The sequence below is a fragment of the Streptomyces sp. B6B3 genome (assembly GCF_039871525.1).
GTDB lineage: Bacteria > Actinomycetota > Actinomycetes > Streptomycetales > Streptomycetaceae > Streptomyces.
This window is the reverse complement of record NZ_JBDPLU010000004.1, coordinates 370903-395900: the sequence shown is the minus strand read 5'-3', so window position 1 is coordinate 395900 and position 24998 is coordinate 370903. Positions and strand designations below refer to the sequence as shown.

Sequence of the window (24998 nt, the reverse complement as noted above, 5' to 3'; positions counted from 1 at the left end):
CGGACACAACCCCAACGACCAAGCAGGACACGACCAAGCAGGACGCGGTGCCGGACACGTTGCTGGCGATGCGCGGCATCGTCAAGACGTTCCCCGGCGTCCGCGCCCTGGACGGCGTCGAACTCGACGTCCGGCCGGGCGAGGTGCACTGCCTGCTCGGCCAGAACGGCGCGGGCAAGTCCACCCTGATCAAGGTGCTCTCCGGTGCCCACCATCCCGACGAGGGCGAGATCGTCTGGCGCGGCCAGCGGGTGCGGCTCAGCCACCCGATGGCCGCCATGCGCCAGGGCATCGCCACCATCTACCAGGAGCTCGACCTGGTGGACGGGCTCAGCGTCGCCGAGAACATCTACCTCGGCCACGAGCCGGCCACCGCGGGCTTCTCCCGCCGGGGCGAGATACGCCGGAACGCGGCCGAACTGCTGGCCCGCCTCGGCCACCCCGAGATATCCCCGCGCACCCTCGTCGGCAATCTCTCGGCCGCCGGCCAACAGATCGTCAGCATGGCCCGGGCGCTCTCCCACGACGTGCGGCTGATCATCATGGACGAGCCCTCCGCGGTGCTCGACCAGGAGGAGGTCGGGCGGCTCTTCGCCGTCATCCGCGACCTCACCGCCGAGGGCGTGGCCGTCATCTACATCTCCCACCGGCTGGAGGAGATCCGGGAGATCGGCGACCGGGTCACGGTGCTGAAGGACGGGCGCACGGTGGCCTCGGGCCTGCCCGCCGAGGAGACCCCCACCAGCCAGCTGATCCACCTGATGACCGGCCGGGACATCGAGTACCTCTTCCCCGAGCGGCGCCCGCTGGACGGCGCGCCCGTCGTGCTCGACGTCGCCGGCCTCACCCTTCCCGGGGTGTTCGCCGACATCGGCTTCCAGGTGCGGGCCGGCGAGATCGTCGGCCTCGCCGGGCTGGTCGGCTCGGGCCGCTCCGAGATCCTGGAGACCGTCTACGGCGCCCGCAGGGCCGCCGCCGGCACCGTCATGGTCGGCGAGCGGCGCCTGCGGCGCGGTTCGGTGGGCTCCGCCGTCGCGGCGGGCGTCGGGCTATGCCCCGAGGAACGCAAGAGCCAGGGCCTGCTGCTCGACGAGTCGGTCTACCGCAACGTCAGCCTGGCCACGTTCGGGCGGTTCGCCCGGGGCGGCTTCCTCAACGGCGCGGGCGAGCGCCGGGCCGCCGAGGAGCACACGAAGGCGCTCGACGTGCGGCCCGCCGGCGTGGAACGCGCCGTGCGCACCCTCTCCGGCGGCAACCAGCAGAAGATCGTGCTGGCCCGCTGGCTGCTGCGGGAGTGCCGGGTGCTGCTGCTCGACGAGCCCACCCGGGGCGTGGACGTCGGGGCGCGCAGCGAAATCTACGCGCTGATCCGCCGGCTGGCGGACGAGGGCGTCGCCGTGGTGCTGGTCAGCAGCGAGGTCCCCGAGGTCCTCGGCCTGGCCGACCGGGTGCTGGTGCTGCGGGAGGGACAGGTCGTGCACACCGGGCCCGCCGAGGACATCGACGAACACCGGGTGCTGGACCTGGTGATGGAAGGAAGCGAGGTGCGTCCGTGAGTGACAGGGTGAGCGAGCAGACGACTGCCGGGCCCGTCCCGGCCGCGCCACCGGCCGACGAGCACGGCCGCGTCGAGAAGGCGGCCGCCGCGGCCGCGGCACCGCCGCGGTCCGGGTTCGCCCGCTTCATGAGCAGCCCCGCCGGCCGCAACCTGGGCCTGGTCATCGCCCTGGCCCTGCTGTGCGGGGTGGGCGCGTGGACCGCCGGGGACCGGTTCGTCGACACCGACAACATGCTGACCATCCTCCGCCTGTCCGCGGTGATCGGCGTGATCAGCATCGGCATGACCTTCGTGATCATCGGCGGCGGCATCGACCTGTCGGTCGGCTCCCTGGTCGCCCTCGCCTCCGTCTGGTCCACCACGGTGGCCACCCAGGAGATGGCCGAGGACTACCACTGGGGCCTCATCGTGTTCACCGCGCTGCTGGTGGCGACCGTGTGCGGCGTCATCAACGGCGTGCTGATCGCCTACGGCGGGATGGCGCCGTTCATCATGACGCTGGCCATGATGGCCGGCGCCCGCGGCCTGGCCGAGATGCTCTCCGACAAGCGCAACCAGATCGTCGAGGTGGACGGCTTCGAGGACACCATCAACGGCGAGATCCTCGGCATACCGACCCTGGTGTGGATCTTCGTGGCGGTCTCCGTGGCCGGCTGGGTGCTGCTGAACCGCACCACCTTCGGCCGCCGCACCATCGCCGTCGGCGGCAACGCCACGGCCGCCCGGCTGGCCGGCATCGCCGTCAAGCGGCACACCGTGATGCTCTACGCGCTGACCGGCCTGGCCTGCGGCATCGCCGCGGTCATGCTGACGGCGCGCACCACCACCGGCACCGCCACCCACGGCGGGCTCTACGAGCTCGACTCCATCGCGGCCGTGGTGATCGGCGGCACGCTGCTCACCGGCGGGCGCGGCACCATCGTCGGCACCGTCTTCGGCGTGCTGATCTTCAACACGCTGACCAACGTCTTCACCCTGAACAACGTCGACACCTCGACCCAGACCTTCGCCAAGGGCCTGATCATCATCGCCGCCGTGCTGCTGCAACAGCGAGTCGCGAGGCGGAGCGACACCCGCTGAACGTCTAGCTTCATCACAAAGGAGTGACCATGTCCGTTCGCGTGACCCTTCCCCGCGCCCGTCGCAGAATGCACCGGCGCCTCACCGCGCTGGTGGCCCTCGGCCTCGCCGGCGCGCTGATGGCCGGCTGCACCAGCAACTCCGAGGACTCGGACGACGACGAGAACCAGGAGCCGGCGGCCGTCAGCAACAACGACGAGCCAGGCGAGGAGGTGACCATCGGCTTCTCGGGACCCGAGGCCGACCACGGCTGGCTCGCCGCGGTCACCGAATCCGCCCGCGAGGTCGCCGACGAGTACACCGACATCAACCTGCAGGTGGCCGAGGGCACCAACGACCCCAACCTCCAGATCAGCCAGATCGAGACCTTCATCAACGACGGCGTGGACGCCATCGTGCTGCTGCCGACCGACGGCGCCCAACTCACCGACGTGGCGCTGCGCGCCATGGAGGCCGGCATTCCGGTGGTCAACGTGGACCGCGAGTTCTCCGACCCGGCCGCCTCCCGCGTCACCATCCTGGGCGACAACTACGGCATGGGCCTGTCCGCCGGCAACTACGCCTGCCAGCTGATCGAGGAGAACAACCTCGAGGACCCGGTGATCGCCGAGATCGCCGGCATCGACTCGCTGCCGCTGACCCAGGAGCGCACCGACGGCTTCAACGACGCCCTGGAGGAATGCAACCAGACCGTGGACAACCGGGTCGCCGCCCAGTTCACCGTCGAGTCCGGCGAGGCGCAGGCGTCGAACCTGCTCCAGGCCGCCGACCACATCGACATCATCTGGAACCACGACGACGACCAGGGCGTCGGCGTCAAGCAGGCGTTCGACAACGCGGGCCGCGACGAGTTCTTCTTCATCGGCGGCGCCGGCTCGGCCAACGCCATGCGCTGGATCCAGGACGGCGAGATGGAGGCGACGGTGCTCTACCCGCCGACGCAGGCCGCGGACGGCATCAAGCTGGCCCGGCTGCTCGCGCAGGGCAAGGGCCTGTCGGACCTGGTCCAGGTCGAGGTGCCGCGGCGCATCGTGCTCGACGCGCCCGTGGTGACGGCGGACAACGTCGACCAGTACATCGACCAGGCATTCGAGTCCTGATCCACGGCTCGGGGGCTGACCCACGCTTGGTCGTGGCCACGAAGGCCACGACCCACGAAAGGCGGACACATGACCGTTGACGGCAAGCCGACGCTGGGGGTCGGCATGGTGGGGTACGCGTTCATGGGCGCGGCACACTCCCACGGGTGGCGGAACGCGCCCAGCTTCTTCGAGGACCTCCCGCTGGTGCCGCGGCTCGCGGCGCTCGCCGGGCGGAACCGCGAGGCGGCGGGCGCGGTGGCGGAGAAGTTCGGCTGGGGCGACGTCGAGACCGACTGGCGGCGGCTCGTCGCGCGCGACGACGTCGACCTGGTCGACGTCTGCACGCCGGGCGACACCCACGCCGAGATCGCCATCGCGGCGCTCCAGGCCGGCAAGCACGTGCTGTGCGAGAAGCCGCTGGCCAACAGCGTCGAGGAGGCGGAGGCGATGGCGGAGGCGGCCGAGAAGGCCGCCCGCTCCGGCGTCCGCGCCATGGTCGGCTTCACCTACCGCCGCGTCCCGGCCATCGTCCTGGCCCGGAAGCTGGTCGCCGAGGGCCGGCTCGGGCAGCTGCGCCACGTGCGGGCCCAGTACCTCCAGGACTGGCTCTCCGACCCGGAGACCCCGCTGTCCTGGCGGCTGGACAAGCAGAAGGCCGGCTCAGGAGCGCTGGGCGACATCGGCGCGCACATCGTCGACCTCACCCAGTACGTCACCGGCGAGAAGATCACCGGGGTCAGCGCGATGCTGGAGACGTTCGTCAAGGAACGCCCGCAGCCCGCGTCGTTCAGCGGTCTGGCCGGTACCGCGTCGAGTGACGGCGACCGCGGCCCGGTCACGGTGGACGACGCGGCGCTCTTCCTGGCCAGGTTCGCGGGCGGGGCGGTGGCCACCTTCGAGGCCAGCCGGTTCGCCGCCGGCCGGAAGAACGCGCTGCGCATCGAGATCAACGGCACGGACGGCGGCCTCGCCTTCGACCTGGAGGACATGAACGTGCTCCAGGTCTACGACCACACCGAGGACCCGGCCCTCGCCGGGTTCAAGCGGGTGCTGGTCACCGAGGCCACACACCCGTACCTTGCGGCGTGGTGGCCGCCCGGCCACCTGCTCGGCTACGAACACTCCTTCACCCACCAGGCCGTCGACCTGCTCACGGCGATCGCGAACGGCACGGGGCCCGAACCGTCCTTCGCCGACGGCCTGCGGGTGCAGCGGGTGCTCGCCGCCGTCGAGGCCAGCGCGGCCGGCGGCAGCGCCTGGACGGAGGTCCCCGGATGACCGGGACCCCCGGGATGAGCCGGCGTACGCCGGGCAGAAGGAGCCACGAGGCCGACCAGACCGGCCACGACGCCAAGGAGACGCGATGAGCCGACCGATCACGTTGTTCACGGGGCAGTGGGCCGACCTGCCCTTCGAGGAGGTGGCCCGGCTCGCCGGCGAATGGGGCTACGACGGCCTGGAGATCGCCTGCTGGGGCGACCACCTCGACGTGGTGCGCGCCGCCGAGGACGACGACTACCTGCAGTCCCGGCGCGACATCCTGGAGAAGAACGGCCTGAAGGTGTGGGCCATCTCCAACCACCTCACCGGGCAGGCCGTCTGCGACGACCCCATCGACCACCGGCACCGGGCGATCCTGTCCGACCGGATCTGGGGCGACGGCGAGCCCGAGGGCGTGCGGCAGCGCGCCGCCGAGGAGATGAAGACGACCGCCAGGGCCGCCGCCCGGCTCGGGGTGGACACCGTGGTCGGCTTCACCGGCTCGGCCATCTGGAAGTACGTGGCGATGTTCCCGCCGGTCGGGGCCGACTACATCGAGGCGGGCTACCAGGACTTCGCCGACCGCTGGAACCCGATCCTCGACGTCTTCGACGAGGTCGGCGTCCGGTTCGCCCACGAGGTGCACCCCTCCGAGATCGCCTACGACTACTGGACCACCGTCCGGACCCTGGAGGCGATCGGTCACCGGGAGGCGTTCGGCCTGAACTGGGACCCCAGCCACATGGTGTGGCAGGACATCGACCCGGCCGGCTTCCTGTGGGACTTCCGCGACCGCATCTACCACGTGGACTGCAAGGACACGAAGCTCCGCACCGGCAACGGCAGGGACGGCCGGATGGGCTCCCACCTGCCGTGGGCGGACGCCAGGCGCGGCTGGGACTTCGTCTCCACCGGGCGCGGCGACGTGCCCTGGGAGAAGTGCTTCCGGGTGCTCGGCGCCATCGGCTACCAGGGCCCGATCTCCGTCGAGTGGGAGGACGCGGGCATGGACCGGCTGCGCGGCGCCGCCGAGGCGGTGCAGTACGTCCGCGCGAACTTCTTCGACCCGCCGGAGGCCGCCTTCGACGCCGCCTTCAGCTCGAAGGACTGACGGGCCCGAGGCACATCTGACGCCCCCCGGGCGCCGCGAAACGCGCCGCGGCGCCCACGGGGGGTGCGGTACCCTGACGCCATGCGCGCCGTACGCCTTCTGCTTACGCGGCCGCGCTGAACCAGCCCCGTTCAGCGCGGCCGACCCCTCCTGTGCGAGGGGTTTTTTCGTGGGCGGATTCGTGGGCGGAGACGACCGATGGAGCTGCGATAACGATGAGCGAGACACCCCACAGGTACGACGCGAGCCTGGCCGCGGAGATCGAGGGGCGCTGGCAGGACTACTGGGAGCGGCACGGCACGTACGAGACGCCGAACCCCGGGGACGGCGACCTGACGGGCGACCCCGAGCAGGCCGCCCGGCCCAAGAAGTACGTCATGGACATGTTCCCGTACCCGTCGGGCGCGGGCCTGCACGTCGGGCACCCGCTGGGCTTCATCGCCACCGACGCGTACGCCCGCTTCCAGCGGATGACCGGGCACAACGTGCTGCACACCATGGGCTTCGACGCCTTCGGCCTGCCCGCCGAGCAGTACGCGGTGCAGACCGGCACGCACCCCCGGACCACCACCGAGCGCAACATCACCACGTACCGCGCGCAGCTGCGCCGGCTGGGCATGGGCTACGACGACCGCCGCTCGTTCGCCACCATCGACCCGGACTACTACAGGTGGACCCAGTGGATCTTCCTGCAGATCTTCAACTCCTGGTACGACACCGAGGCCGGGCGGGCGCGGCCCGTCGCGGAGCTGGTCGAGCAGTTCGCCTCGGGTGACCGCGCCACCCCCGACGGGCGCCCCTGGCAGGAGCTGAGCGCCGTCGAGCGCGCCGACGCGCTGGGCGCGTACCGGCTGGCGTACGCCTCCGACGCCCCGGTCAACTGGTGCCCGGGCCTGGGCACCGTGCTGGCCAACGAGGAGGTCACCGCGGACGGCCGCTCCGAGCGCGGGAACTTCCCGGTCTTCCGCGCCAAGCTGCGGCAGTGGAACATGCGGATCACCGCCTACGCCGACCGGCTGGCGGCCGATCTGGACACCGTGGACTGGCCCGAGGCCATCAAGCTGGCCCAGCGGAACTGGATCGGCCGCTCCGAGGGCGCCCGGGTGCGCTTCCCGGTGGGCGACGAGGGCCAGCCGGGCCAGCGCGGCGGCGGCGAGGTGGAGGTCTTCACCACCCGCCAGGACACCCTGTTCGGCGCCACCTACATGGTGCTGGCGCCCGAGCACCCGCTGGTCGACACCATCGTGCCGGCCGCCTGGCCCGCGGACACCAGGGACGCGTGGACCGGCGGGCACGCCACCCCGGCCGAGGCGGTCGCCGCCTACCGCAAGCAGGCCGCCGCCAAGTCGGACCTGGAGCGGCAGGCCGACGCCCGGCAGAAGACCGGCGTCTTCACCGGCGCGCACGCCACCAACCCGGTCAACGGCGAGCGGATCCCCGTCTTCGTCGCCGACTACGTGCTGCTGGGATACGGCACCGGCGCCATCATGGCCGTGCCGGCCCACGACAGCCGCGACTTCGCCTTCGCCCGCGCCTTCGACCTGCCGATGCGCTGCGTGGTCCAGCCCGTCGATGACAGGGGCACCGACCCGGCCAGCTGGGACGACGCGTTCAACGCCGGCGACGCGACCATCATCAACTCCGCCAACGACTCGCTGTCCCTGGACGGGCTGCCGGTCCCCGAGGCCAAGGCCCGGATGAACGCCTGGCTGGAGTCCCACGGCGTGGGCAGGGGCACCGTCAACTACCGGCTGCGCGACTGGCTGTTCAGCCGCCAGCGGTACTGGGGCGAGCCCTTCCCGATCGTCTACGACGAGGACGGCGTGGCCCACCCGCTGCCCGAGTCGATGCTGCCGCTGGAGCTGCCCGAGGTCGACGACTACACCCCGCGCACCTTCGACCCGGAGGACGCCGACACCCAGCCCGAGACGCCGCTGTCGCGGAACCACGACTGGGTCAACGTCACCCTGGACCTGGGCGACGGCGCCGGACCCCGGCGGTACCGCCGGGAGACCAACACCATGCCCAACTGGGCCGGCTCCTGCTGGTACCACCTGCGGTACCTGGACCCGCACAACGCCGAGCGGCTGGTCGACCCGGAGATCGAGCGGTACTGGATGGCGCCGCGCGAGGGCATGACCACGGGCGGCGTCGACCTGTACATCGGCGGCCAGGAGCACGCCGTGCTGCACCTGCTGTACGCCCGTTTCTGGCAGAAGGTGCTGTTCGACCTGGGCCACGTCAGCGCGCCCGAGCCGTACCACAAGCTGTTCAACCAGGGCATGATCCAGGCGTACGTCTACCGGGACAGCCGCGGCTTCCCGGTGCCCGCCGCCGACGTCGAGGAACTGCCGGACGACGGCGGCTACGCGTACCAGGGCGAGCGGGTCACCCGCGAGCTGGGCAAGATCGGCAAGTCCCTGAAGAACGTCGTCTCGCCCGACCAGATCTGCGAGGAGTACGGCGCGGACACCCTGCGCCTGTACGAGATGGCCATGGGCCCGCTGGACGTCTCCCGCCCCTGGGAGACCCGCGCCGTGGTCGGCCAGTACCGGCTGCTGCAGCGGCTGTGGCGCAACGTGGTGGACGAGGCCACGGGCGAGGTCACCGTGGTCGACCCGGGCCCCGGCGCCGAGCCGGACGAGGCCACGCTGCGCGCCATGCACAAGGCGATCCACGGGGTCACCCAGGACCTGGACGGGCTGCGCTTCAACACGGCCATCGCCAAGATCACCGAGCTGAACAACCACGCGGTCCGGCTGGGCAGCGGCCGGGTGCCGCGGCTGGTCGCCGAGACGCTGGTGCTGCTGATCTCCCCGCTGGCGCCGCACGCCGCCGAGGAGCTGTGGCACCGGCTGGGCCACGAGGACAGCGTCACCCATCAGCCGTTCCCCGTCGCCGACCCGGCCTACGCGATCGACGAGACCGTCACCTGCGTCGTCCAGGTGCGGGGCAAGGTCAAGGCCCGCCTGGAGGTGCCGGCGGACATCGCCGGAGCCGAACTGGAGAAGCTGGCCCTGGCCGACCCGGCGGTCACGGCCGCGCTGGGCGGCGCGGACATCCGCAAGGTGATCGTGCGGGAGCCGAAGCTGGTGAACATCGTCCCCGCGTGAGGCCTCCCGCCTGGGCCCGTCCTGGCCGGGCCCGCCCGGGCCCGGGCGGGCCCGCTCCTGCCGTCCGTCCGGTCCGTCGCTCCGTCGGGACTTCGTACGAACCGGGCGACGGGCCTAGGCTGGGGGCGTGGAAATCGCTCTGCTGGTCCTCGCCTTGACCGCGCTGGTCTTCGTGATACTGGTGGTGCGCGTGGTGCGGGCGGTACGTCGTGGCGTGCGCCGCGCCAAGCACCACGTCGGCCGCGCCGTCAACGAGGCCACCCTCGCCGCCCGGTCCGCCCAGCTCGGGCCCGTCGGCGAGGTGGCCCGGCTGCGCCGCGCGCTGCGCGCCTCGTTGGACAGCACCCGCGGCACGCTGGTCGCCGGCTCCGCCGACGATCCCGCGCTCCGCGAGGCGCTGTCCCTGCTCGACCGGCTCCAGGACCACGCGGGACAGCTGGACGGTGAGCTGGCGGCGCTGATGAGCCGCGAACCCGACCGGCTGCGCGTCACCACCCGGCTGCCGGAGCTGCGGGAGCGCGCCGAGCGCATCACCCGCTCCGCCGACTCGCTCCGCTTCGCCGCCCAGGACCGTGCCCGGCACCACCAGGAGGACACGGCCGCGCTGGACGCGCTGCACGAACAGATCGACACCGAGGCCGCCGCGTTGCGGCACTGGGAGGCGGTGGAGGGCGGGGCGCGGGGCACCGCCGACCGGCCCGCCGTCGCCGAGCCCGAGCGGCACCGGCTGGACCCGTCCCGACCGCCCCAGCCCCGCCCGCAGCCCCGTCCACAACCCCACCCGCAGACCCGTCCGGGGCCGCGCTCGGAGGGCGCCGAGGGGTGACCCGCCCGCCGGCCCGCTACCCTGCGATTCCATGCGCCGCACCATCGCCATCGTCACCGACTCCACGTCCTACCTTCCCCCGGCGACCGTGGCGCGGCACCGAATCACGGTCGTCCCGCTCACCGTGGTCCTCGACGGCCAGCCGTTCGAGGACGGCTCCGAGGACGCGACGCGGCGGCTGACCGAGGCCCTGCAGCGCCGGCTGCCCGTCACCACCTCGCGGCCCAGCCCCGCGGTCTTCGCCGCGGCCTACCGCCGGGCGGCCGAGGCCGGCGCCGGCGGCGTCGTCTCCCTGCACCTGTCGTCCGAGATCTCCGGCACCCACGACGCGGCCGTGCTGGCCGCCCGCGACGCGCCGGTGCCGGTCCGGGTGGTGGACAGCGGCATGGTCGCGATGGCGCTCGGCTTCTGCGTGCTGGCCGCGGCGCAGGCGGCCGCGGCGGACGGCTCGCTGGACGACGCCGTGGCGGAGGCGGTCAAACGGGCCGAGTCCACCCGCGCCTACTTCTACGTCGACACGCTGGAGCACCTGCGCCGCGGCGGCCGGATCGGCACCGCCCGGGCGCTGCTGGGCTCGGCGCTCGCGGTGAAACCGCTGCTGGAGCTCGCGGACGGGCGGATCGAGCTCCGCGAGAAGGTGCGCACCGCGTCCCGCGCCATCGCCCGCCTGGAGGAGCTGGCCGCCAACCAGGCCGGCTCGGGCCCGGTGGACGTGGCCGTCCACCACCTGGCCGCGGAGGAACGCGCCCGCCAACTCGCCGAACGCCTCAGCAGCCGCCTCCCGGGCCTGGCCGAACTCCATGTCAGCGAGGTCGGCGCCGTCCTCGGCGCCCACACGGGCCCCGGCCTCCTGGGCGCGGTCGTCTCCCCCCGCTAGGCCCTTACCGGGCTGGAAGCCGCGGAGTCCGCGCGCGGTACGCCCCGCCCCCGCTGCCGCCGGCGGCGAGCACTCCCGCGGGCCGCCCGCCCGTGGCGTCCGGAACCCGGCACGCCCGCCCCGTGCGCTGACGTGGCGGCGCCTGACCGACTTCGTGCGCGCTGCGTCCCACTTGGTGGGACGGTACCCGCACGATGTCGTGGGTGGCGGGCCACTGCACGGGCTGCGCGTCCCGCCGGGGCGGTCGCTGTCGCGCCCGGCGGCGGGCGACTTCGTGCGCGTTGAGTCCCGTCTGGTGGGACGGCGCGCGCACGGTGTCGTTGGTGGGTCGGCGGGGCCGCCGGGTCGCCGGTCCGGGTGGTGTCCGGACGGGTGGGGCGGCCGGGCCTCGGGCCCGGAGGGGCCCGTGCAACGGGACGGAGGCCGCGCGGTCGCGTGACCGAGCGGGTGCCTCCTGGAGCGGGCGGGGCGTTCCCGCCGCCCCGCCGCGATGCTTCCGGCGGCAGCCACCCGTTCGGGGAGCCGAGTTGTCCACAGGGCCGTGGCCGTCCACAGATCCCGTCGAGGGCCGTCACGGCGAGGCCCGCGGACCTAGCGTCGTGTGTCATGCAGACGCGAACGCGCAGGTCGGGGGCGGGTCGAGGGCCCGGGTCCCGAGGCGGCACAGGCCCCGGCCGGCACCCCACCCGGGCCCGCCGCGCCCCCACCCCGCTCACCGGCTGGCGCATCCTCCCGCGCGCCCCCTCGGCCCCACCACCCTCGCGCCCCTCCTGGGCCGAGGCGCCCCCGGCGGCCGCCCCCGCCACCGCGCATCCGGCGCGCTCCCCGGACGGCCTCCGCGACACCGCCGTGCCGCCGTCCTGGGCGGCTGCCCCGCCGGTCGGGACCGCCCCGCTCACCCCACCCGAGGCCGCCCCGCCCCGCGCCGCCCCCCACCGGCCGCCCTCCTGGGTCAGGGCGGCCGATCCGGAATCGGCTGACCTGCCTCCGGCCGCCGACGCTCACCTCCCCGGACCGCCGCAGGCTCGGGCCACACCCGGGACCGGCCGTGGCGACCCGCCGGTCCGCGTGGTGCGCCCAGCGCCGCCGAAGGCCGGCGAGCCCGCGGATCCGGCCGGCGACGATCCCGCGCCCCCGCTGTCGCCACTGTCGCCCGCCAGGCGCCTGCGCCTGGCGCTCGTGGACCGGCTGCCGGACTGGGCCGGGCCGCGGTGCGGGATGGAGCCCCGGACGCTGGCCGCGCTCGCCCTCCTGCTGCTCGTCGCGGTGGGCTTCGGCGTGCACCACTTCTGGACCGGCCGCCCGCAGCCCGTGTCGCTCGCGGAGCCCGCCACGGCCACCGCCTCCCCGACCTCCACCTCCACCTCCACCTCCGCCTTCACCTCCGACGAGGTCCTCGCCCTGCCCTCGGCGTCCCCGACCGGCGACGGCTCCGTGGTCGTCGACGTGTCGGGCGACGTGCGCGATCCCGGCGTCTACACCCTCCCGGCGGGCTCCCGCGTGGCCGACGCCCTGGCCGCGGCGGGCGGTGCGGAGCCGGGCGCCGACACGGAGACGCTGAACCGGGCCCGGCTGCTGGTCGACGGCGAGCAGATCGTCGTCGGCGCCCCGGCCGCCGGACCCGTCCCCGCCCCACCGGGCACCACCGAGGCCACCAGCCCCGTCAGCCTCAACGCCGCCACCGCCGAGCAGCTGGAGCAACTGCCAGGCATCGGGCCCGTGCTGGCGGCGAACATCATCGACTACCGCGAGCAGAGCGGCGGCTTCACCACCGTCGAGGAACTGCTCGACGTCTCGGGCATCGGCGAGAGCCGGCTGGCGGAGCTGCGGGACCATGTCACGCCATGAGGGCGAGCGCCACCCGGTACACGCCGCGTCCGGGCACCGGCTGGGCGCCGCCAACCCACGCGCCCACGGGCCGTCCGATCTGCGACTCCTGCCACCGGCAGCGGCCACCTGGGCGGCCACCGCCTGGGCCGTGGCCGCCCCGACGGGCCAGGCGGTGGCCGCCGCCACGGCCTGCGCCCTGGCCGCGGTGGCCCTCGCCCTCTGGTCCCGCCACAGATCGCTTCCCGCGTCGACCGTCTCGCCCGACCCGCTCGACCTGCCCGACAAGCCCGAGGAGTTCGTCTCCGCTGGCCACCCCAGGGCGCCGGCCGCCGACCCTCCGCCGAGCCGCCCGCCCGCACTGCCGGCTCACGGGGCCGCCAGTCTGGCCCGCGCGCGCCATCGGCGCGCCTCTCTCGCCGTGGCGCTCGCCGCCGTGCTGGCGGGGGCCGGCGCGGGGATCGCCGGCGCGGGGCTGCACGCGGCGGCGGCCCACGCCGGACCGCTGCCGGAGGCGGCGGGCACGACCGTCACCGCCGAGGTGACGCTCACCGCGGACCCCCGCCTCGCGCCCCCTCGGGCGGGACGGCCCGACGCCCCGCGGCCCGTGCTGCTCACCGCCGAGGCGACCGAGGTCGGCACCGACCGCGGCGCCGAATCCGTCCGCACCCCGGTGCTCCTGGTGGTGGAGGCCGACCAAACGGACGACTGGCAGCGGCTGCTGCCCCGCACCGAGCTGCGCGTCCGGGCCCGGGTCGCGGAGCCGATGCCGGGGCGGCTGGCCGTGGAGGTGGCCGCCGTGCTCCGGGTCATCGACGCCGGCCCGCCGCCCGTCGTCGCGGATCCCGGCACCGCGCAGCGGGTGGCGGGGCAGCTCAGGGACGGGTTACGTGCGGCCGTGGCCGGTCTGCCGGAGGAGCCGCGCGGCCTGCTGCCCGCGCTCGTGGTCGGCGACGACTCCGCCGTCCCGCCCGGCCTCGCCGAGGCCGTGGAGGCCAGCGGCATGACCCATCTGATCGTGGTGTCCGGTGCCCAGGTGACGCTGATCCTGGCCGTGCTGATCGGACCCGCGGCGGTCGCGTCCCGCGTCGAACGCCGCGGCCTCGCCGCGCGCCTCGGCGTGCCGCTGCGCGTCACCGCCGCGCTGGGCGGCGCGTTGCTCCTGGGCTTCGTCCTCGTCGCCCGCCCGGAGCCCAGCGTGCTGCGCGCCGCCGTCTGCGGCGGCGTCGTGCTGCTGGCGATCGGCACCGGGCGCCGCCGCGCGCTGCTGCCCGCCCTGGCCACCGCCGCGCTGCTCCTCGTGCTGTGGCAGCCGGCCCTGGCGCGTTCCTTCGGGTTCCTCCTGTCCGTCCTGGCGACCGGTGCGCTGCTCGTCCTGGCGCCGCGCTGGAGCCGGGCGCTGCGGCGCCGCCGCGTGCCGGGCTGGCTCGCCGAATGCCTCGCGGTGGCGGCCGCCGCCCACGTCGTGTGTGCACCGGTCGTCGCCGTCTTCACCGCCGCCACCAGCCTGGTGGCGATCCCGTGCAACCTGCTGGCCGGCCCCGCCGTCCCGCCGGCCGTGGTCCTGGGCTGGCTGGCCCTCGCCTGCGCACCGTTCGCGCCGCCGCTCGCCGCCGCGTGTGCGTGGCTGGCCAGTTGGCCGACCCGCTGGGTCGTCGCCGTGGCGCACGCCGGGGCGGACCTGCCGGGCGCGGAGCTGGGCTGGCCCGGCGGCTGGTGGGGCGCGGCCCTGCTCACGGCCGTCACCGTGGCCACACTCCCGCTGGCCCGTCACGCCCTCCACCACCGCTGGCCGGCGGCCCTCTGCGTCCTGGTCCTGCTTCTCGCCGTGGTCCGGCCCGCGCCCCTGCCCCGCCTGCTCACCGGCTGGCCGCCACCGGACTGGCTGCTGGTCGCGTGCGACGTGGGCCAGGGCGACGCGCTGGTGCTGTCCGCCGGCGGGCACTCCGCCCTGGTGATCGACACGGGCCCGGACCCGGCGGCCATCGACATCTGCCTCCGCGACCTCGCCGTCACCCACATCCCGCTACTGATCCTCACCCACTTCCACGCGGACCACGTTTCGGGCCTCCCAGGAGCGCTGAACGGCCGGCGGGTGGAGGCCATCCAGACCTCCACGGTCCGTGACTCACCGGAGCAGGCGGCGTTCGTGGAGCGCATCGCGTCCGAGGCCGAGGTACCCGTGCTGCCCGCCACGCCCGGCGTACGGCACAGCCTGGGCGACACCCTGTCCTGGCAGGTCCTCTGGCCACCAACGAACGCGGAAGCCCTGGGCTTCGAGGCCAACGACGCCAGCGTCACGCTGCTCCTCACGGCCGGCGAGATCACCGTCTTCCTCCCCGGCGACCTGGAGCCGGAGGCCCAACGACGCCTCCTCGCCGCGTATCCGACGCTGCCGGAGGTGGACGTCCTGAAGGTCGCGCACCACGGCTCCGCCGCCCAACACCCGCCGCTCCTCGACCAGCTCAGCCCCCGCCTGGCCGTGGTCTCCGCCGGCGCCGATAACGACTACGGCCACCCGGCCCCCACCACCCTCGCCGCCCTCGACCAGGCCGGCGCCACCACCGTCCGCACCGACCTCCACGGCACCCTCGCCATCACCCACACCCCCGCGGGCCCCACCGCCGTGCTCAGACGCCACCGGTCACGGACGGGCAGGGATTCCCCCCGGGCGCGGAGGCCCCAGAGACGCGGCGTCGTCGGTGTGGGGGGCTTCGATCACGAGCGTCATGGGGGCCATCCTCGTGGACGCTGCCCGAGCAGACGTCGATCCGGGACGGGGAAACCCGCCTGCCTCGAGAACGTCGCTCGTGGTCTACTGCCGATCGTGCCGTTGCTGCTGCTGGACCTCGACAACACCCTGGTCGACCGTGACGCGGCCTTCCGTGGCGCCGTCGCCGCGTTCCTTGTCGAGCATCGTCTGCCCACCACGGACCTCAGCTGGGTGATGGCCGTCGACGCCAGCGGTTACGCCGCCCGCCACGATGTCGCCGCGGCCATGGCGGACCGATACGGGGACCGGGTTCCCGCCACGGCCATCCGCGCCCTGCTTGAGCACGGCGCCGCCGATCGGGTCGTGTTGGCGGCCTCCTCCCGCGAGGCCCTTGTGAAGGCCCGAGCCGACGGCTGGTCGTGCGTGATCGTCACCAACGGCAGCACCGTCCAGCAGGAGGCCAAGATCCGTCACACCGGACTTCATCGACTCGTCCAGGGCTGGGTGATCTCCGAGGGGGTCGGCCACAAGAAGCCGCGACCGGAGATCTTCCACGCCGCCGCGGACGCCGCCGGAGTGCCCCTCACCGGCGCATGGGTCGTCGGCGACTCACCCCAGGCGGACATCGCGGGCGCCGACACCCTAGGGCTCCGAAGTGTGTGGGTGTCGAACGGGCAACCCTGGCCCCTGAGCTCCTTCCGGCCCACTCATGTTGCCGAGGACACCGCCACCGCGATCGACATCGTGATCGGGACGTCCGGATAGGACGCGACCGCCCCGCTGCCTCGGCACACCGGAAACGGTCCGACGCTCGCCCGTCGTCGGGAGGCCCTGAGCGCTGACGGGCGCGGCCTGCCGAGCTGAAGGACGGGGAGGCGGTTCATGGAAATGGAGAGGTTCGAGACGGAGAGCCTGGCGCTCATGCCTGGCCAGAAGGTGCAGGCCAAGGTCCTGAGTCATCACCGATGGGGCGTGGTCGTTGAGATCGTCGGTTACGAGAACGCGGGTCTGTCGGCTTCGATCGACATGATCCAGCAGTTCTCCCGGACCACGAGCAGCCATGACGAACTACTCGCGCTCTTTCCCCCCGTCGGTTCCCGGATCGATGCGGTGATCGAGCAGATCCATCGCTGGCATCCACCGGTGAGGGTGCGGCTCAGCATCCGGGCTGCCGACCTGGAGTCACTGGCCTGGTGTTGCGATTTCTGCGGAGAACGGATCACGTTGAGCCCGGGAGGGGACGCCCTCGTCCTGGACTCGCGGAGCCACGACGGCCCAGGAAGCCACACCATCGTCTCCCATCGGCACTGTCTGGCCGAGCGAATCCGCCCAGAGAACCCCGGAGAGCGGGCGCGGGCCCTGAAGATCGGGAAGACGCGCTGAAGGTAGCGAGGTGAGTGCGTGACCGCCTACCGGCATGGCTGAGCTCGACTGCTCACCCGAGGCTGGCACCGTCTCCCGCTACCGACGGAACGCATGGGGCCGTCGTTCCGTCTCATCGGGGACCTTGGCCTGCGGAGCGGCGGGACGAGCGGAGACGAGAGGGGACGGGCATGCGTGGGTGTGCGAGAGCGGCGCTGGCCGCCGCGGCGGTGGTGCTGCTGGTGGCGGGGTGTGGCGAGGGGGAGCCGCAGGGGTGGGAGGTGGAGGTGCCCGAGGCGGAGTTCCAGGACCGGGCCGAGCGGGTGGCGGGGGAGTGGCCGGGGGCGGTGCCCGCGGTCGGGGAGGTCTCCGACCTGCTGCCGTTGGAGGGGGTGCGGCAGGCCGGTGCCGGGGAGCGGAGCATCACCATGGACCTGGGGCACTCGGCGTGTGTGATGGACGACTTCGGCGCGCTGGTGCACGAGACGGAGGAGATGGTCCTGGTCTCGGGCTGGGGTGTGGCCCATCCGAACGCGAGCTGCACCGCCCAGATGATCGTCGACCCGGTGCGGGTGCGGCTGGACGCGGAGCTGGGTGACCGGCGCGTGGTGGACGCGGTCTCGGGAGAGGAACTGGCCCTGCCGGGGCGTTAGGTCGCCACCTCGCCGAGGGCCGGCCGGGAGGCCGGCCCCGGTGGTACGGGCGGGGGCCTCCAACCAACGGGAGACGGTCGCGCGGCGAGTCGCGCCCGCCACGCGTTGTCACGAAGTCGGCTGTCAACCAGCTGATCATGCAGGTAGTCGGTGTCTCTGACCGCTCGGAAGCTATCCTGCCCGAGCGGCGTGTGCTCCCGGTGGACGAAGCGGCGGAGATGCCGGCAGGTGCGGGCGCCGGGACACGTGTCCGCGCGACGGCGCGCGTCGGGCGGGTCGTGAGCGCGTGAGGAAGTGGGAATGAACGGTCTGGACGCCGGGGCTGTCCTGTCCGAACACGAGACGGGGGCGGCCCGGCTGGAGCGGCACCGGGCCGAGCTCATCGGCTACTGCTACCGGATGCTGGGATCGGTCTTCGAAGCGGAAGACGCCGTGCAGGAGACCATGGTCCGGGCCTGGCGCAGCCTCGACCGGTTCGAGGAACGGTCGTCGCTCCGCTCGTGGGTCTACCGCATCGCCACCAACGTCTGCCTTGACGCGCTTGCCGCACGCAAGCGCCGGGCCCGCCCGATGGATCTCTCCGGCCCGACCAGCGGGGCCACCTCACCGGGCACTCCGTTGGAGGCCAGCCTCTGGATCGAACCGTGTCCGGCCGCCCTGACCCGTACGACGGACAACCCCGCGGAGGCGGCCGAGGTCGGCGAGTCGGTGCGCCTGGCGTTCATCGCCGCGTTGCAGCACCTACCGTCCAAGCAGCGCGCGACGCTCCTGCTACGGGAGGTCATGGGCTTCTCGGCGCGCGAGGTCGCGGACCTGCACGGTTGCACTGTCGGCGCGGTCAACAGCGCACTCCAGCGCGCCCGTGCCACGCTCGCCGCCCGGCGCGCGGCGACCAACGACACGGCGACACGGCCGCCCAGCGCCGTCCAGCAGGCGCTGGCGAAGCGGTACGCGGCAGCCTTCTCAAGCTTCGACATGGAGGAGCTGAGCATGCTGCTCCATGTGGACGCCACCATGTCCCTGCCGCCGTACGCCCTGTGGATGCGAGGTGTCCGCGACATCCGGGCGTGGCTGACCGGACCGGCCGTTGGTTGCCGGGGGTCACGGCTGGTCCCCACCTTCGCGAACGGCTCACCCGCGTTCGGCCAGTACCGGCCCAGCACCGACGGCGCGGGGTTCGAGCCCTGGGCGCTCCAGGTCATCGACATTTCCGGTGATCGGATCACGGACATTGGTGTCTTTCGTGACACCCAGCGCCTGTTCCCGCTGTTCGACCTGCCCGCCCACATCGACGCGTAGCGAGGTCGGCCGCCGCGGCGGGGCCGCCCGAGACCGAGAGCTGTGAGGCGGAACACCCTCGTCGGCCGATGACATGAGTGGCGCCCGCCGGTCCTACCAGCGACAACACCGCCCCGCGGCGGATGGGCGTCCGGCGAAACGGTCAGCCGTCCCAGCCGTCGAGGAGCATCGAACACTGACAGACGGGACACCGCCGACATGACCGACAGCGTCAAGGGCCCTGCCAGCTACTTCCCCTTCATCGAGAAGAAGTACGGTCGCCCGATAGCGGATTGGAAGGATCTCATCCGCGCCTCGCCCCTGGCCAAGCACATGGAGCTGGTGAACTGGCTCAAGGCCGAGCACGGGCTGGGCCACGGCCACGCCAACGCCCTCGTCGCACACACCCTCGCGGAGGACAGCCGCAGGTAGGTGTCCGGCACGGCTGACGCGTGCCAGTCCGCGCGTACCCGACGTGACGCCGCCCGCCGGGTGGCGGGTGGCGGGTGGCGGGTGGCGGGTGGCGGGTGGCGGCCGAGCGTCAGCCGCCGCGGCAACGCTTCCCCTCGGCGATGATGCGGTCGGCCGTGTCCTCCGGGGTGAGGGCGGCGGTGTCGAACCACCAGCCGGCGTCGCCGAGTTCGCGCTTCATCTCGGCGTCGAGGGCCTCGTAGCCGTCGAAGTCGAAGCGCTCTTCGGCGGCGCGGAGGGTGTTGCGGTACCGGCAGACGTCGGTGCCCGGTGCCAGGACGACGAGCCGGGCCGGCCGCGGGGCGAGGGTGGCGACGAAGAAGTCCAGCTGGCGGCGGGTGGGGATCACCCAGTCGATCACCGGGGTGAAGCCGGCGTCGGCGAAGTTGTTGGCCAGGGTGCACAGGTTGCGGTTGCAGAGCTCCACCTGCCGCGCGGCCTCGTCGGCGGGCTCGCCCAACGCCCCGACGCGGCCGGAGACCACCAGCCTGCTGACCATGTCCCCGTCGAGGCGGGCCGCGCGGGGCAGCCGCGCGGCCACCAGTCGGGTCACCGTCGACTTTCCGGCCGCCGGCATCCCGGTGACGATCAGCACCATGCCGGCGATCGTGTCAGCGGGCGCGGTCGGCCCTCAACCGGTTTCCCGCCCGCCGTGCCCGGAATGCCCCGCCGAACGTTCATCTCGCGTATGCCGCACGTATGTTGGCGCCCTTGTGCCGGGTCGTCGGCGTCGTTCACTGTGCAGCTTGGTCGGCGCCACTCGGCGCCCGGACGAAACGGCTGCCCATGGAAGCTCGTTCCATCCCCCCACACCCTTCCTCCCCCCGACACCCCCGCCGCCGCACGTTCCTCGGCCTCACCGGGGTCACCTCCGCCGCCCTGCTCGCCGGCATCGGCCTGCCCGGTACCGCCGAGGCGGCCAGCGTCGGGGAGCGAATAGCCGACGACCCGTTCCGCCTCGGCGTGGCCTCAGGGGAGCCCACCGCGGACGGGTTCGTGCTGTGGACGCGACTCGCGCTCGACCCGGTGGCGCCGGACGGCAGCGGCGGCATGCCGCCCACGGAGTTCGACGTGGAATGGGAGGTCGCGGAGGACGAGCTGTTCGCGAGCGTGGTGCAGACCGGCAGCGCGCGGGCGACGCCGGAACTGGGGCACGCGGTGCACCCGCTGGTGCAGGGGTTGCGGGCGGGCCGCCCGTACTTCTACCGCTTCCGCGCGCAGGGCTACGTCAGCCCGGTCGGCCGGGTGCGCACCACCCCGGCGCCGGGCACCATGCCGGACGCCTTCCGGTTCGCCACGGCCTCCTGCCAGGCGTGGTACCACGGCTGGTTCGCCGCCTACCGGCACCTGGCCGCCGAGGACCTGGACATGGTGTTCTTCCTCGGCGACTACATCTACGAGTACGCCATCACCGCCAGCAACCTGTGGCGGCAGGGCGTCTCGCTCGGCGAGGGGCACGACCACGAGACGTCCACCCTCGCGGACTACCGGCTGCGGTACGCGCTGTTCAAGACCGACCCGGACCTGCAGGCCGCCCACGCCTCGACGGCGTTCGTCGTGACCCACGACGACCACGAGGTGCAGAACAACTACGCCGACCTCAACTCGCAGTACGGCATCCCGCCGGAGGAGTTCGCGCTGCGCCGGGCCGCCGCCTACCAGGCGATGTACGAGAACACCCCGCTGCCGCTGCCCGCCCTGCCCGAGGGGCCCGACGCCCTCACCTACCGCCGCCTGGGCTTCGGCGACCTGGCCTCGATCAGTGTGCTGGACACCCGCCAGTACCGCCACGACCTGCCCGCCGACGCCGACGAGCAGAACGATCCCGCGCGCAGCATCCTCGGCACGGAGCAGGAGAGCTGGCTGTACGACGGGTTGCGGACCTCGGGCGCCACCTGGAACCTGCTGGCCCAGCAGGTCGCGGTGATGCGGGTGACCACCAGCCGAACCGACCAGTGGGACGGCTACCCGGCCGCCCGGCAGCGGCTGTTGGACGTGCTCGCCGAGGACGCGGTGAGCAACCCCGTCGTGCTGACCGGCGACACGCACCGGGCCATCGCCGGCAACCTGCTCGCGGACTTCTCCGACCCCGAGGCGCCGGTCATCGGCAGCGAGCTGGTCTGCACCTCCATCGCCTCGGACGGGGACGGTTCGGAGACCGACGAGTGGACCGACGACTGGATGCAGCACCCCTGGGTGGCGCACTACAACGGGCGCCGGGGCTACACGCGTTGCGTGCTCACGCCGGAGTCGCTGACGGCGGACTACCGGGCCGTGTCGCACATCGAGGCGGACGGCGACGCGTCGGTCTCGACGAACGCCAGCTTCGTGACCGAGGCGGGCAGCCCGGGGCTGGAGCCCGCGTGACGTGCCGGCGGACGGGCTGACGGCCCCGAAGCCGTGGGCGGTGATCCGTGGGCGGTGATCCGGGAACGGTGATCCGTCGCGGCTCGTCTGACCGTGCCCGGCCGGGCACGGTCAGACGAGCCAGGCGCCGTCCTCCATCAGCAGGCGGCCCGCGAGCTCGTTCGCCTCGCGCCAGGCGCGGATCGTGCGGGGGCGGCAGAGCAGGAAGCACCACTGTGGCCGGCCCCGGGTGTCCCAGTTGAGCTTCGCGGCGAACGCGTCTCCCGTCGCCGCCGGCAGCGCGTCGTTCGCCAGCGCCTCGGCCCGCGCCTCGATGAGCACGACGTCCCTGGTGTGGCCGAGCGCGAGGGTGGCCCGGCCGGTCTCCGCGACGTTGACGGCGGTCGGGTTGGCGGCGCGGGTGGTCATCACCAGCGCGCCGTCGTGCCAGAGGAAGGAGAGCGGCACCAGGCAGGTCTCCCCGTTCCGGCTGGCGGTGGACACCCAGGCGTCCTCGTCCTCGATCAACCGCCGGAGCACGTCAGCCTTGCGCTGTTCTCCGCCGCGCGCCGGCGGCCTGTGGGTCGTCATGTCCGGTCACGCTAACGCCGGCCGCCACGCCCCGGATCGGCCCTCCGACCTGCGCCGTCGGACCTAGGACCCCAGGACCCCGAAACCCCGGAACCCGGCCGGGTGCCCTCGTGCGAGGTGTCGGGACCTCAGTCCCGCTCCAGCCAGCCGTCGTGGGCCTCCACCAGCGCGGTGAGCGCCTCCACCTCGTCGGCCGGCCGCTCCACCACCAGCAGCCACTGGGCGTCCTCGGCATCGTCCTCGCCGGCCAGGGCCTCGCGGACCGGCCGCGGGTTCTCGGGCAGCGCGTAGCGCACGGCGAGCTCCGCCGCGACCTCGTCGGCGGCCTCGCGGTCGGGCAGCACCAGGATGAGTCGGTTGACCGTCACCCGACCATTGTCCGTGCCCGCCGCAACCGCAGGTACAGCAGGGCGGCGCCGGACACCGCGAGCGGCCACAGCAGGTAGGCGCCCGACATCAGCAGCAGGGCCACGACGGCGAGCAGCGCCGCCCCGGCCGCCGCCCGGCCCCCGCTGCCGCGGGGCAGGAGGCGGAGGGCCGCGGCCACGCCGATCGCGTAGACCGTCACGAACGAGGCCGTGGTCATCAGCACCAGCGGGCGCACCTCGACGTCGGCCGCCGTCACCGTGGCGAGCGAGACCAGCGCCAGACCCGAGACCACGGCCAGGCCGCGGCGCGGCACCTCGCCGACCCCGCTGCCGCGGGCCAGCCAGGCCGGCGCCGAACCGTCCCGGCCGAGCGCGGCGCCGAGCTTGGCGGCGGCGGCGTAGTAGGCGTTCATCGTGCCCAGGGTGAGCAGCAGCGCCGCCACCGCGGCGAGTTTCCGCGCGTCGCCGCCGACGCCGACGGCCATCAGCTCGCCCAGCGGGGCGTCGGTCTCGGCCGCCGCGCTGCCGAGCACCGCGATGACGGCGAACGCCACGGAGAGGTAGAGCAGCCCCACGACGGCCACCGCGGCCCCGGTCGCGCGGGGCAGGTCGCGGGCCGGGCGGCGCAACTCGGCGGCCAGGTGCGTGATGGCCTCCCAGCCGGCGAAGCTCCAGACCAGCAGCGTCGCCGCCGGGCCGATCGCCGCCCAGCCGTGCGGGGCGAACGGCTGCAGGTTGGCCATCCTGGCATGCGGCAGCGAGAGCACCACGGCCGCCACCAGCAGGGTCACCAGCAGCGCGGCGAGGGCCAGTTGCAGCCGCCCGGTGGTGCGCAGCCCGACGGCGTTCGCGCAGGTGACGGCGAGCATGAGGGCCGCCGCCGTGAGGGTGGCGGTGGTGCTCCCGCCGCCGAACGCCTCGGCGACGTAGGAGCCGCCGAAGAACGCCGCCGCCGCGGCGCCGGGCGGCACCGCGAGGAAGAAGCACCAGCCGACCACCGACGCGAGCCGGTCGCCGAACGCGATGCGGGCGTAGCTGGACACCCCGCCGGCGTCGGGATAACGGGCGCCGAGCGCGGCGAAGGCCGCGGCGAGCGGCACGGAAAGCGCCACCAGCGCCGCCCAGGAGACCAGCGACGCCGGGCCCGCGGTCTCGGCGGCCATCGCGGGCAGCGTGATGACGCCGGTGCCCAGCACCGCGCCCACGTACAGCGCGGTGGCCTGCGCGGTGGTGTAACGGCCGGTGGTGTGCCGGCCGGTGGCGACCGTGCCGGGCGCGGTCGCTCGGGGAGCGGCAGCGCGGGCGGTCGGGACGTCGCGGGGCTGACTGGCCGTGTCGTTCATGCCGGTCAGCCTCCCGATCGGCTCCGCGACCGGCCATCGGCAGAAAAGCCAGGTGCCGCTAAAATCCTGCCATGAACGCCGCCGAGCCCCGCGGCCATCTGGTCGCCGTCGCCGTGACCGACGGCGCCCCGGTCTTCGAACTGGCCGTGCCCTGCGAGGTGTTCGGCGTCGTCCGCCGGGACCTCGTCGATCCGTGGTACGAGCTGCGGCTGTGCGCGGACGGGCCGCCGCCCCGCACGGCGGCCGGGTTCCGGCTCGAAACCCCGCACGGGTTCGCGGAGCTGCCGGAGGCGGACACCGTCGTGGTGGCGGCCTGCCCCCGGGAGGTGCAGCTCGCGCCGCCGGAGCCGCTGGTCGCGGCGGTGCGCGAGGCGTACGAGCGGGGCCGGCGGATCGTCTCCATCTGCTCCGGGATCCACGTGCTCGCCGCGGCCGGACTGCTGGCCGGCCGCCGGGCCACGATGCACTGGATGTACGCCGACGACTTCGCCCGGCGGTACCCGGAGGTCCGCCTGGACCCCACCGCCCTCTACGTCGAGGACGGCACCCTGCTCACCTCGGCCGGCACCGGCGCGGCCATAGACACCTGCCTGCACCTGGTGCGCCGCGACCACGGCGCGGCGGTCGCCAACGAGGTGGCCCGCCGGATGGTCGTGCCGCCCCACCGGGAGGGCGGGCAGAGCCAGTACGCCAAGCCCGTCCGCCCGCCGGGGCGGGCGACCAGGTGGCCGGACGGCCGGGAGCCGCAGGGCTGGGAGCGGGACCTGGCGCCGGTGCTGCTGTGGGCCCAGGACCGGCTGGACGAGCAGCTGTCCGTGCCGGAGCTGGCCCGCCGGGCGCACATGAGCGAGCGGACCTTCGCCCGCCGGTTCCGGGATGCCCTGGGCCTGACGCCGTTGCAGTGGCTGGTGCGGCAGCGGGTGCGGCTGGCCCAGGAGCTGCTGGAGACCACGGACGATCCGGTGGAGAGCGTCGCCCGGCACACCGGCTTCGGCACCGCGGCCAACCTGCGCCACCATTTCGGGCGGTTGACCACGGTGTCGCCGCAGACCTACCGCCGGGTCTTCCGGCTCCGGGCGGCGGCCGGGCGGGACGGCACCGAACCGGGAGACAACCCGGGTGTCAGAGCGGCGTGAGAT

At 73.8% G+C, this 24998-nt stretch carries 20 protein-coding genes; 16 read left to right on the top strand and 4 right to left on the bottom strand.

Features of this window, described 5'->3' with window-relative positions:
- Positions 1-68 precede the first annotated feature (68 nt).
- The 14 genes from ABGB06_RS11960 to ABGB06_RS11895 all read left to right on the top strand — a co-directional run bounded on the left by ABGB06_RS11960 (position 69) and on the right by ABGB06_RS11895 (position 19172).
- Positions 69-1556, top strand: a complete 1488-nt coding sequence (locus ABGB06_RS11960) for a sugar ABC transporter ATP-binding protein (protein ID WP_347588404.1) — start codon at positions 69-71, stop codon at positions 1554-1556.
- Positions 1553-2638: an ABC transporter permease gene (locus ABGB06_RS11955; RefSeq protein ID WP_347588187.1), complete on the top strand. Its 1086-nt coding sequence runs from the start codon at positions 1553-1555 to the stop codon at positions 2636-2638. The genes ABGB06_RS11960 and ABGB06_RS11955 overlap by 4 nt, the downstream gene beginning before the upstream one ends.
- Before the next feature lie 68 nt (positions 2639-2706).
- Positions 2707-3738, top strand: a complete 1032-nt coding sequence (locus tag ABGB06_RS11950) for a substrate-binding domain-containing protein (protein WP_347588402.1) — start codon at positions 2707-2709, stop codon at positions 3736-3738.
- A gap of 69 nt (positions 3739-3807) precedes the next feature.
- Positions 3808-4998 carry a Gfo/Idh/MocA family oxidoreductase gene (locus tag ABGB06_RS11945; protein WP_347588185.1) on the top strand — a complete coding sequence of 397 codons (1191 nt, stop codon included), beginning with the start codon at positions 3808-3810 and terminating at the stop codon, positions 4996-4998.
- 85 nt (positions 4999-5083) lie between these two features.
- Positions 5084-6091: a sugar phosphate isomerase/epimerase family protein gene (locus ABGB06_RS11940; protein ID WP_347588183.1), complete on the top strand. Its 1008-nt coding sequence runs from the start codon at positions 5084-5086 to the stop codon at positions 6089-6091.
- A 215-nt stretch (positions 6092-6306) separates the two neighbouring features.
- Positions 6307-9204, top strand: coding sequence for a leucine--tRNA ligase (leuS, locus tag ABGB06_RS11935; protein ID WP_347588181.1), 2898 nt, complete (start codon positions 6307-6309; stop codon positions 9202-9204).
- A gap of 127 nt (positions 9205-9331) precedes the next feature.
- Positions 9332-10030: a hypothetical protein gene (locus ABGB06_RS11930; RefSeq protein WP_347588179.1), complete on the top strand. Its 699-nt coding sequence runs from the start codon at positions 9332-9334 to the stop codon at positions 10028-10030.
- Positions 10031-10061: 31 nt separating this feature from the next.
- Positions 10062-10907, top strand: coding sequence for a DegV family protein (locus ABGB06_RS11925; protein WP_347588178.1), 846 nt, complete (start codon positions 10062-10064; stop codon positions 10905-10907).
- A 606-nt stretch (positions 10908-11513) separates the two neighbouring features.
- A complete protein-coding gene (locus ABGB06_RS11920) occupies positions 11514-12755 on the top strand; it encodes a helix-hairpin-helix domain-containing protein (protein ID WP_347588176.1) in 1242 nt (413 codons plus the stop codon).
- The gene (locus tag ABGB06_RS11915) at positions 12742-16212 is read left to right on the top strand and encodes a ComEC/Rec2 family competence protein (RefSeq protein WP_347588174.1); all 3471 of its coding nucleotides are present in this window, start codon (positions 12742-12744) and stop codon (positions 16210-16212) included. Before ABGB06_RS11920 ends, ABGB06_RS11915 begins: the two co-directional genes overlap by 14 nt.
- A 117-nt stretch (positions 16213-16329) precedes the next feature.
- Positions 16330-16830 carry a hypothetical protein gene (locus ABGB06_RS11910; protein ID WP_347588173.1) on the top strand — a complete coding sequence of 167 codons (501 nt, stop codon included), beginning with the start codon at positions 16330-16332 and terminating at the stop codon, positions 16828-16830.
- Positions 16831-17000: 170 nt separating this feature from the next.
- The gene (locus ABGB06_RS11905) at positions 17001-17462 is read left to right on the top strand and encodes a hypothetical protein (protein WP_347588172.1); all 462 of its coding nucleotides are present in this window, start codon (positions 17001-17003) and stop codon (positions 17460-17462) included.
- A 300-nt stretch (positions 17463-17762) separates the two neighbouring features.
- A complete protein-coding gene (locus ABGB06_RS11900) occupies positions 17763-18761 on the top strand; it encodes a sigma-70 family RNA polymerase sigma factor (RefSeq protein ID WP_347588170.1) in 999 nt (332 codons plus the stop codon).
- Positions 18762-18959: 198 nt separating this feature from the next.
- Positions 18960-19172, top strand: coding sequence for a DUF4287 domain-containing protein (locus tag ABGB06_RS11895; protein ID WP_347588169.1), 213 nt, complete (start codon positions 18960-18962; stop codon positions 19170-19172).
- Between the two features lie 109 nt (positions 19173-19281).
- Here the strand turns inward: ABGB06_RS11895 and ABGB06_RS11890 are convergent, their stop codons facing one another.
- The gene (locus tag ABGB06_RS11890) at positions 19282-19809 is read right to left on the bottom strand and encodes an AAA family ATPase (protein ID WP_347588167.1); all 528 of its coding nucleotides are present in this window, start codon (positions 19807-19809) and stop codon (positions 19282-19284) included.
- Positions 19810-19997: 188 nt separating this feature from the next.
- Between ABGB06_RS11890 and ABGB06_RS11885 the strand changes: the two genes are divergently transcribed.
- Positions 19998-21578, top strand: coding sequence for an alkaline phosphatase D family protein (locus ABGB06_RS11885; RefSeq protein ID WP_347588165.1), 1581 nt, complete (start codon positions 19998-20000; stop codon positions 21576-21578).
- Between the two features lie 111 nt (positions 21579-21689).
- On the opposite strand, the gene ABGB06_RS11880 is transcribed toward ABGB06_RS11885, so the two are convergent.
- The 3 genes from ABGB06_RS11880 to ABGB06_RS11870 all read right to left on the bottom strand — a co-directional run bounded on the left by ABGB06_RS11880 (position 21690) and on the right by ABGB06_RS11870 (position 23859).
- Entirely contained in the window at positions 21690-22148 is a 459-nt protein-coding gene (locus tag ABGB06_RS11880; protein ID WP_347588163.1) for a pyridoxamine 5'-phosphate oxidase family protein, read from the bottom strand.
- Positions 22149-22276: 128 nt separating this feature from the next.
- Positions 22277-22516, bottom strand: coding sequence for a hypothetical protein (locus ABGB06_RS11875; RefSeq protein ID WP_347588162.1), 240 nt, complete (start codon positions 22514-22516; stop codon positions 22277-22279).
- Complete coding sequence (locus ABGB06_RS11870; RefSeq protein WP_347588160.1) at positions 22513-23859, bottom strand: amino acid permease; 1347 nt, start codon at positions 23857-23859, stop codon at positions 22513-22515. The genes ABGB06_RS11875 and ABGB06_RS11870 overlap by 4 nt, the downstream gene beginning before the upstream one ends.
- A gap of 71 nt (positions 23860-23930) precedes the next feature.
- On the opposite strand from ABGB06_RS11870, the gene ABGB06_RS11865 reads away from it, so the two are divergent.
- Positions 23931-24995: a helix-turn-helix domain-containing protein gene (locus tag ABGB06_RS11865; protein WP_347588158.1), complete on the top strand. Its 1065-nt coding sequence runs from the start codon at positions 23931-23933 to the stop codon at positions 24993-24995.
- Positions 24996-24998 lie beyond the last annotated feature (3 nt).

What these genes read in the sequence shown, in the direction of transcription:
- ABGB06_RS11960 (WP_347588404.1), top strand. Translation starts at nt 69, where the DNA reads ATGCGCGGCATCGTCAAGACGTTCCCCGGCGTCCGCGCCCTGGACGGC.
- ABGB06_RS11950 (WP_347588402.1), top strand. Translation starts at nt 2,707, where the DNA reads ATGCACCGGCGCCTCACCGCGCTGGTGGCCCTCGGCCTCGCCGGCGCG.
- ABGB06_RS11945 (WP_347588185.1), top strand. Translation starts at nt 3,808, where the DNA reads ATGACCGTTGACGGCAAGCCGACGCTGGGGGTCGGCATGGTGGGGTAC.
- ABGB06_RS11940 (WP_347588183.1), top strand. Translation starts at nt 5,084, where the DNA reads ATGAGCCGACCGATCACGTTGTTCACGGGGCAGTGGGCCGACCTGCCC.
- leuS (WP_347588181.1), top strand. Translation starts at nt 6,307, where the DNA reads ATGAGCGAGACACCCCACAGGTACGACGCGAGCCTGGCCGCGGAGATC.
- ABGB06_RS11925 (WP_347588178.1), top strand. Translation starts at nt 10,062, where the DNA reads ATGCGCCGCACCATCGCCATCGTCACCGACTCCACGTCCTACCTTCCC.
- ABGB06_RS11920 (WP_347588176.1), top strand. Translation starts at nt 11,514, where the DNA reads ATGCAGACGCGAACGCGCAGGTCGGGGGCGGGTCGAGGGCCCGGGTCC.
- ABGB06_RS11915 (WP_347588174.1), top strand. Translation starts at nt 12,742, where the DNA reads ATGTCACGCCATGAGGGCGAGCGCCACCCGGTACACGCCGCGTCCGGG.
- ABGB06_RS11910 (WP_347588173.1), top strand. Translation starts at nt 16,330, where the DNA reads ATGGAAATGGAGAGGTTCGAGACGGAGAGCCTGGCGCTCATGCCTGGC.
- ABGB06_RS11905 (WP_347588172.1), top strand. Translation starts at nt 17,001, where the DNA reads ATGCGTGGGTGTGCGAGAGCGGCGCTGGCCGCCGCGGCGGTGGTGCTG.
- ABGB06_RS11900 (WP_347588170.1), top strand. Translation starts at nt 17,763, where the DNA reads ATGAACGGTCTGGACGCCGGGGCTGTCCTGTCCGAACACGAGACGGGG.
- ABGB06_RS11895 (WP_347588169.1), top strand. Translation starts at nt 18,960, where the DNA reads ATGACCGACAGCGTCAAGGGCCCTGCCAGCTACTTCCCCTTCATCGAG.
- ABGB06_RS11890 (WP_347588167.1), bottom strand. Translation starts at nt 19,809, where the DNA reads ATGGTGCTGATCGTCACCGGGATGCCGGCGGCCGGAAAGTCGACGGTG.
- ABGB06_RS11885 (WP_347588165.1), top strand. Translation starts at nt 19,998, where the DNA reads ATGGAAGCTCGTTCCATCCCCCCACACCCTTCCTCCCCCCGACACCCC.
- ABGB06_RS11880 (WP_347588163.1), bottom strand. Translation starts at nt 22,148, where the DNA reads ATGACGACCCACAGGCCGCCGGCGCGCGGCGGAGAACAGCGCAAGGCT.
- ABGB06_RS11870 (WP_347588160.1), bottom strand. Translation starts at nt 23,859, where the DNA reads ATGAACGACACGGCCAGTCAGCCCCGCGACGTCCCGACCGCCCGCGCT.
- ABGB06_RS11865 (WP_347588158.1), top strand. Translation starts at nt 23,931, where the DNA reads ATGAACGCCGCCGAGCCCCGCGGCCATCTGGTCGCCGTCGCCGTGACC.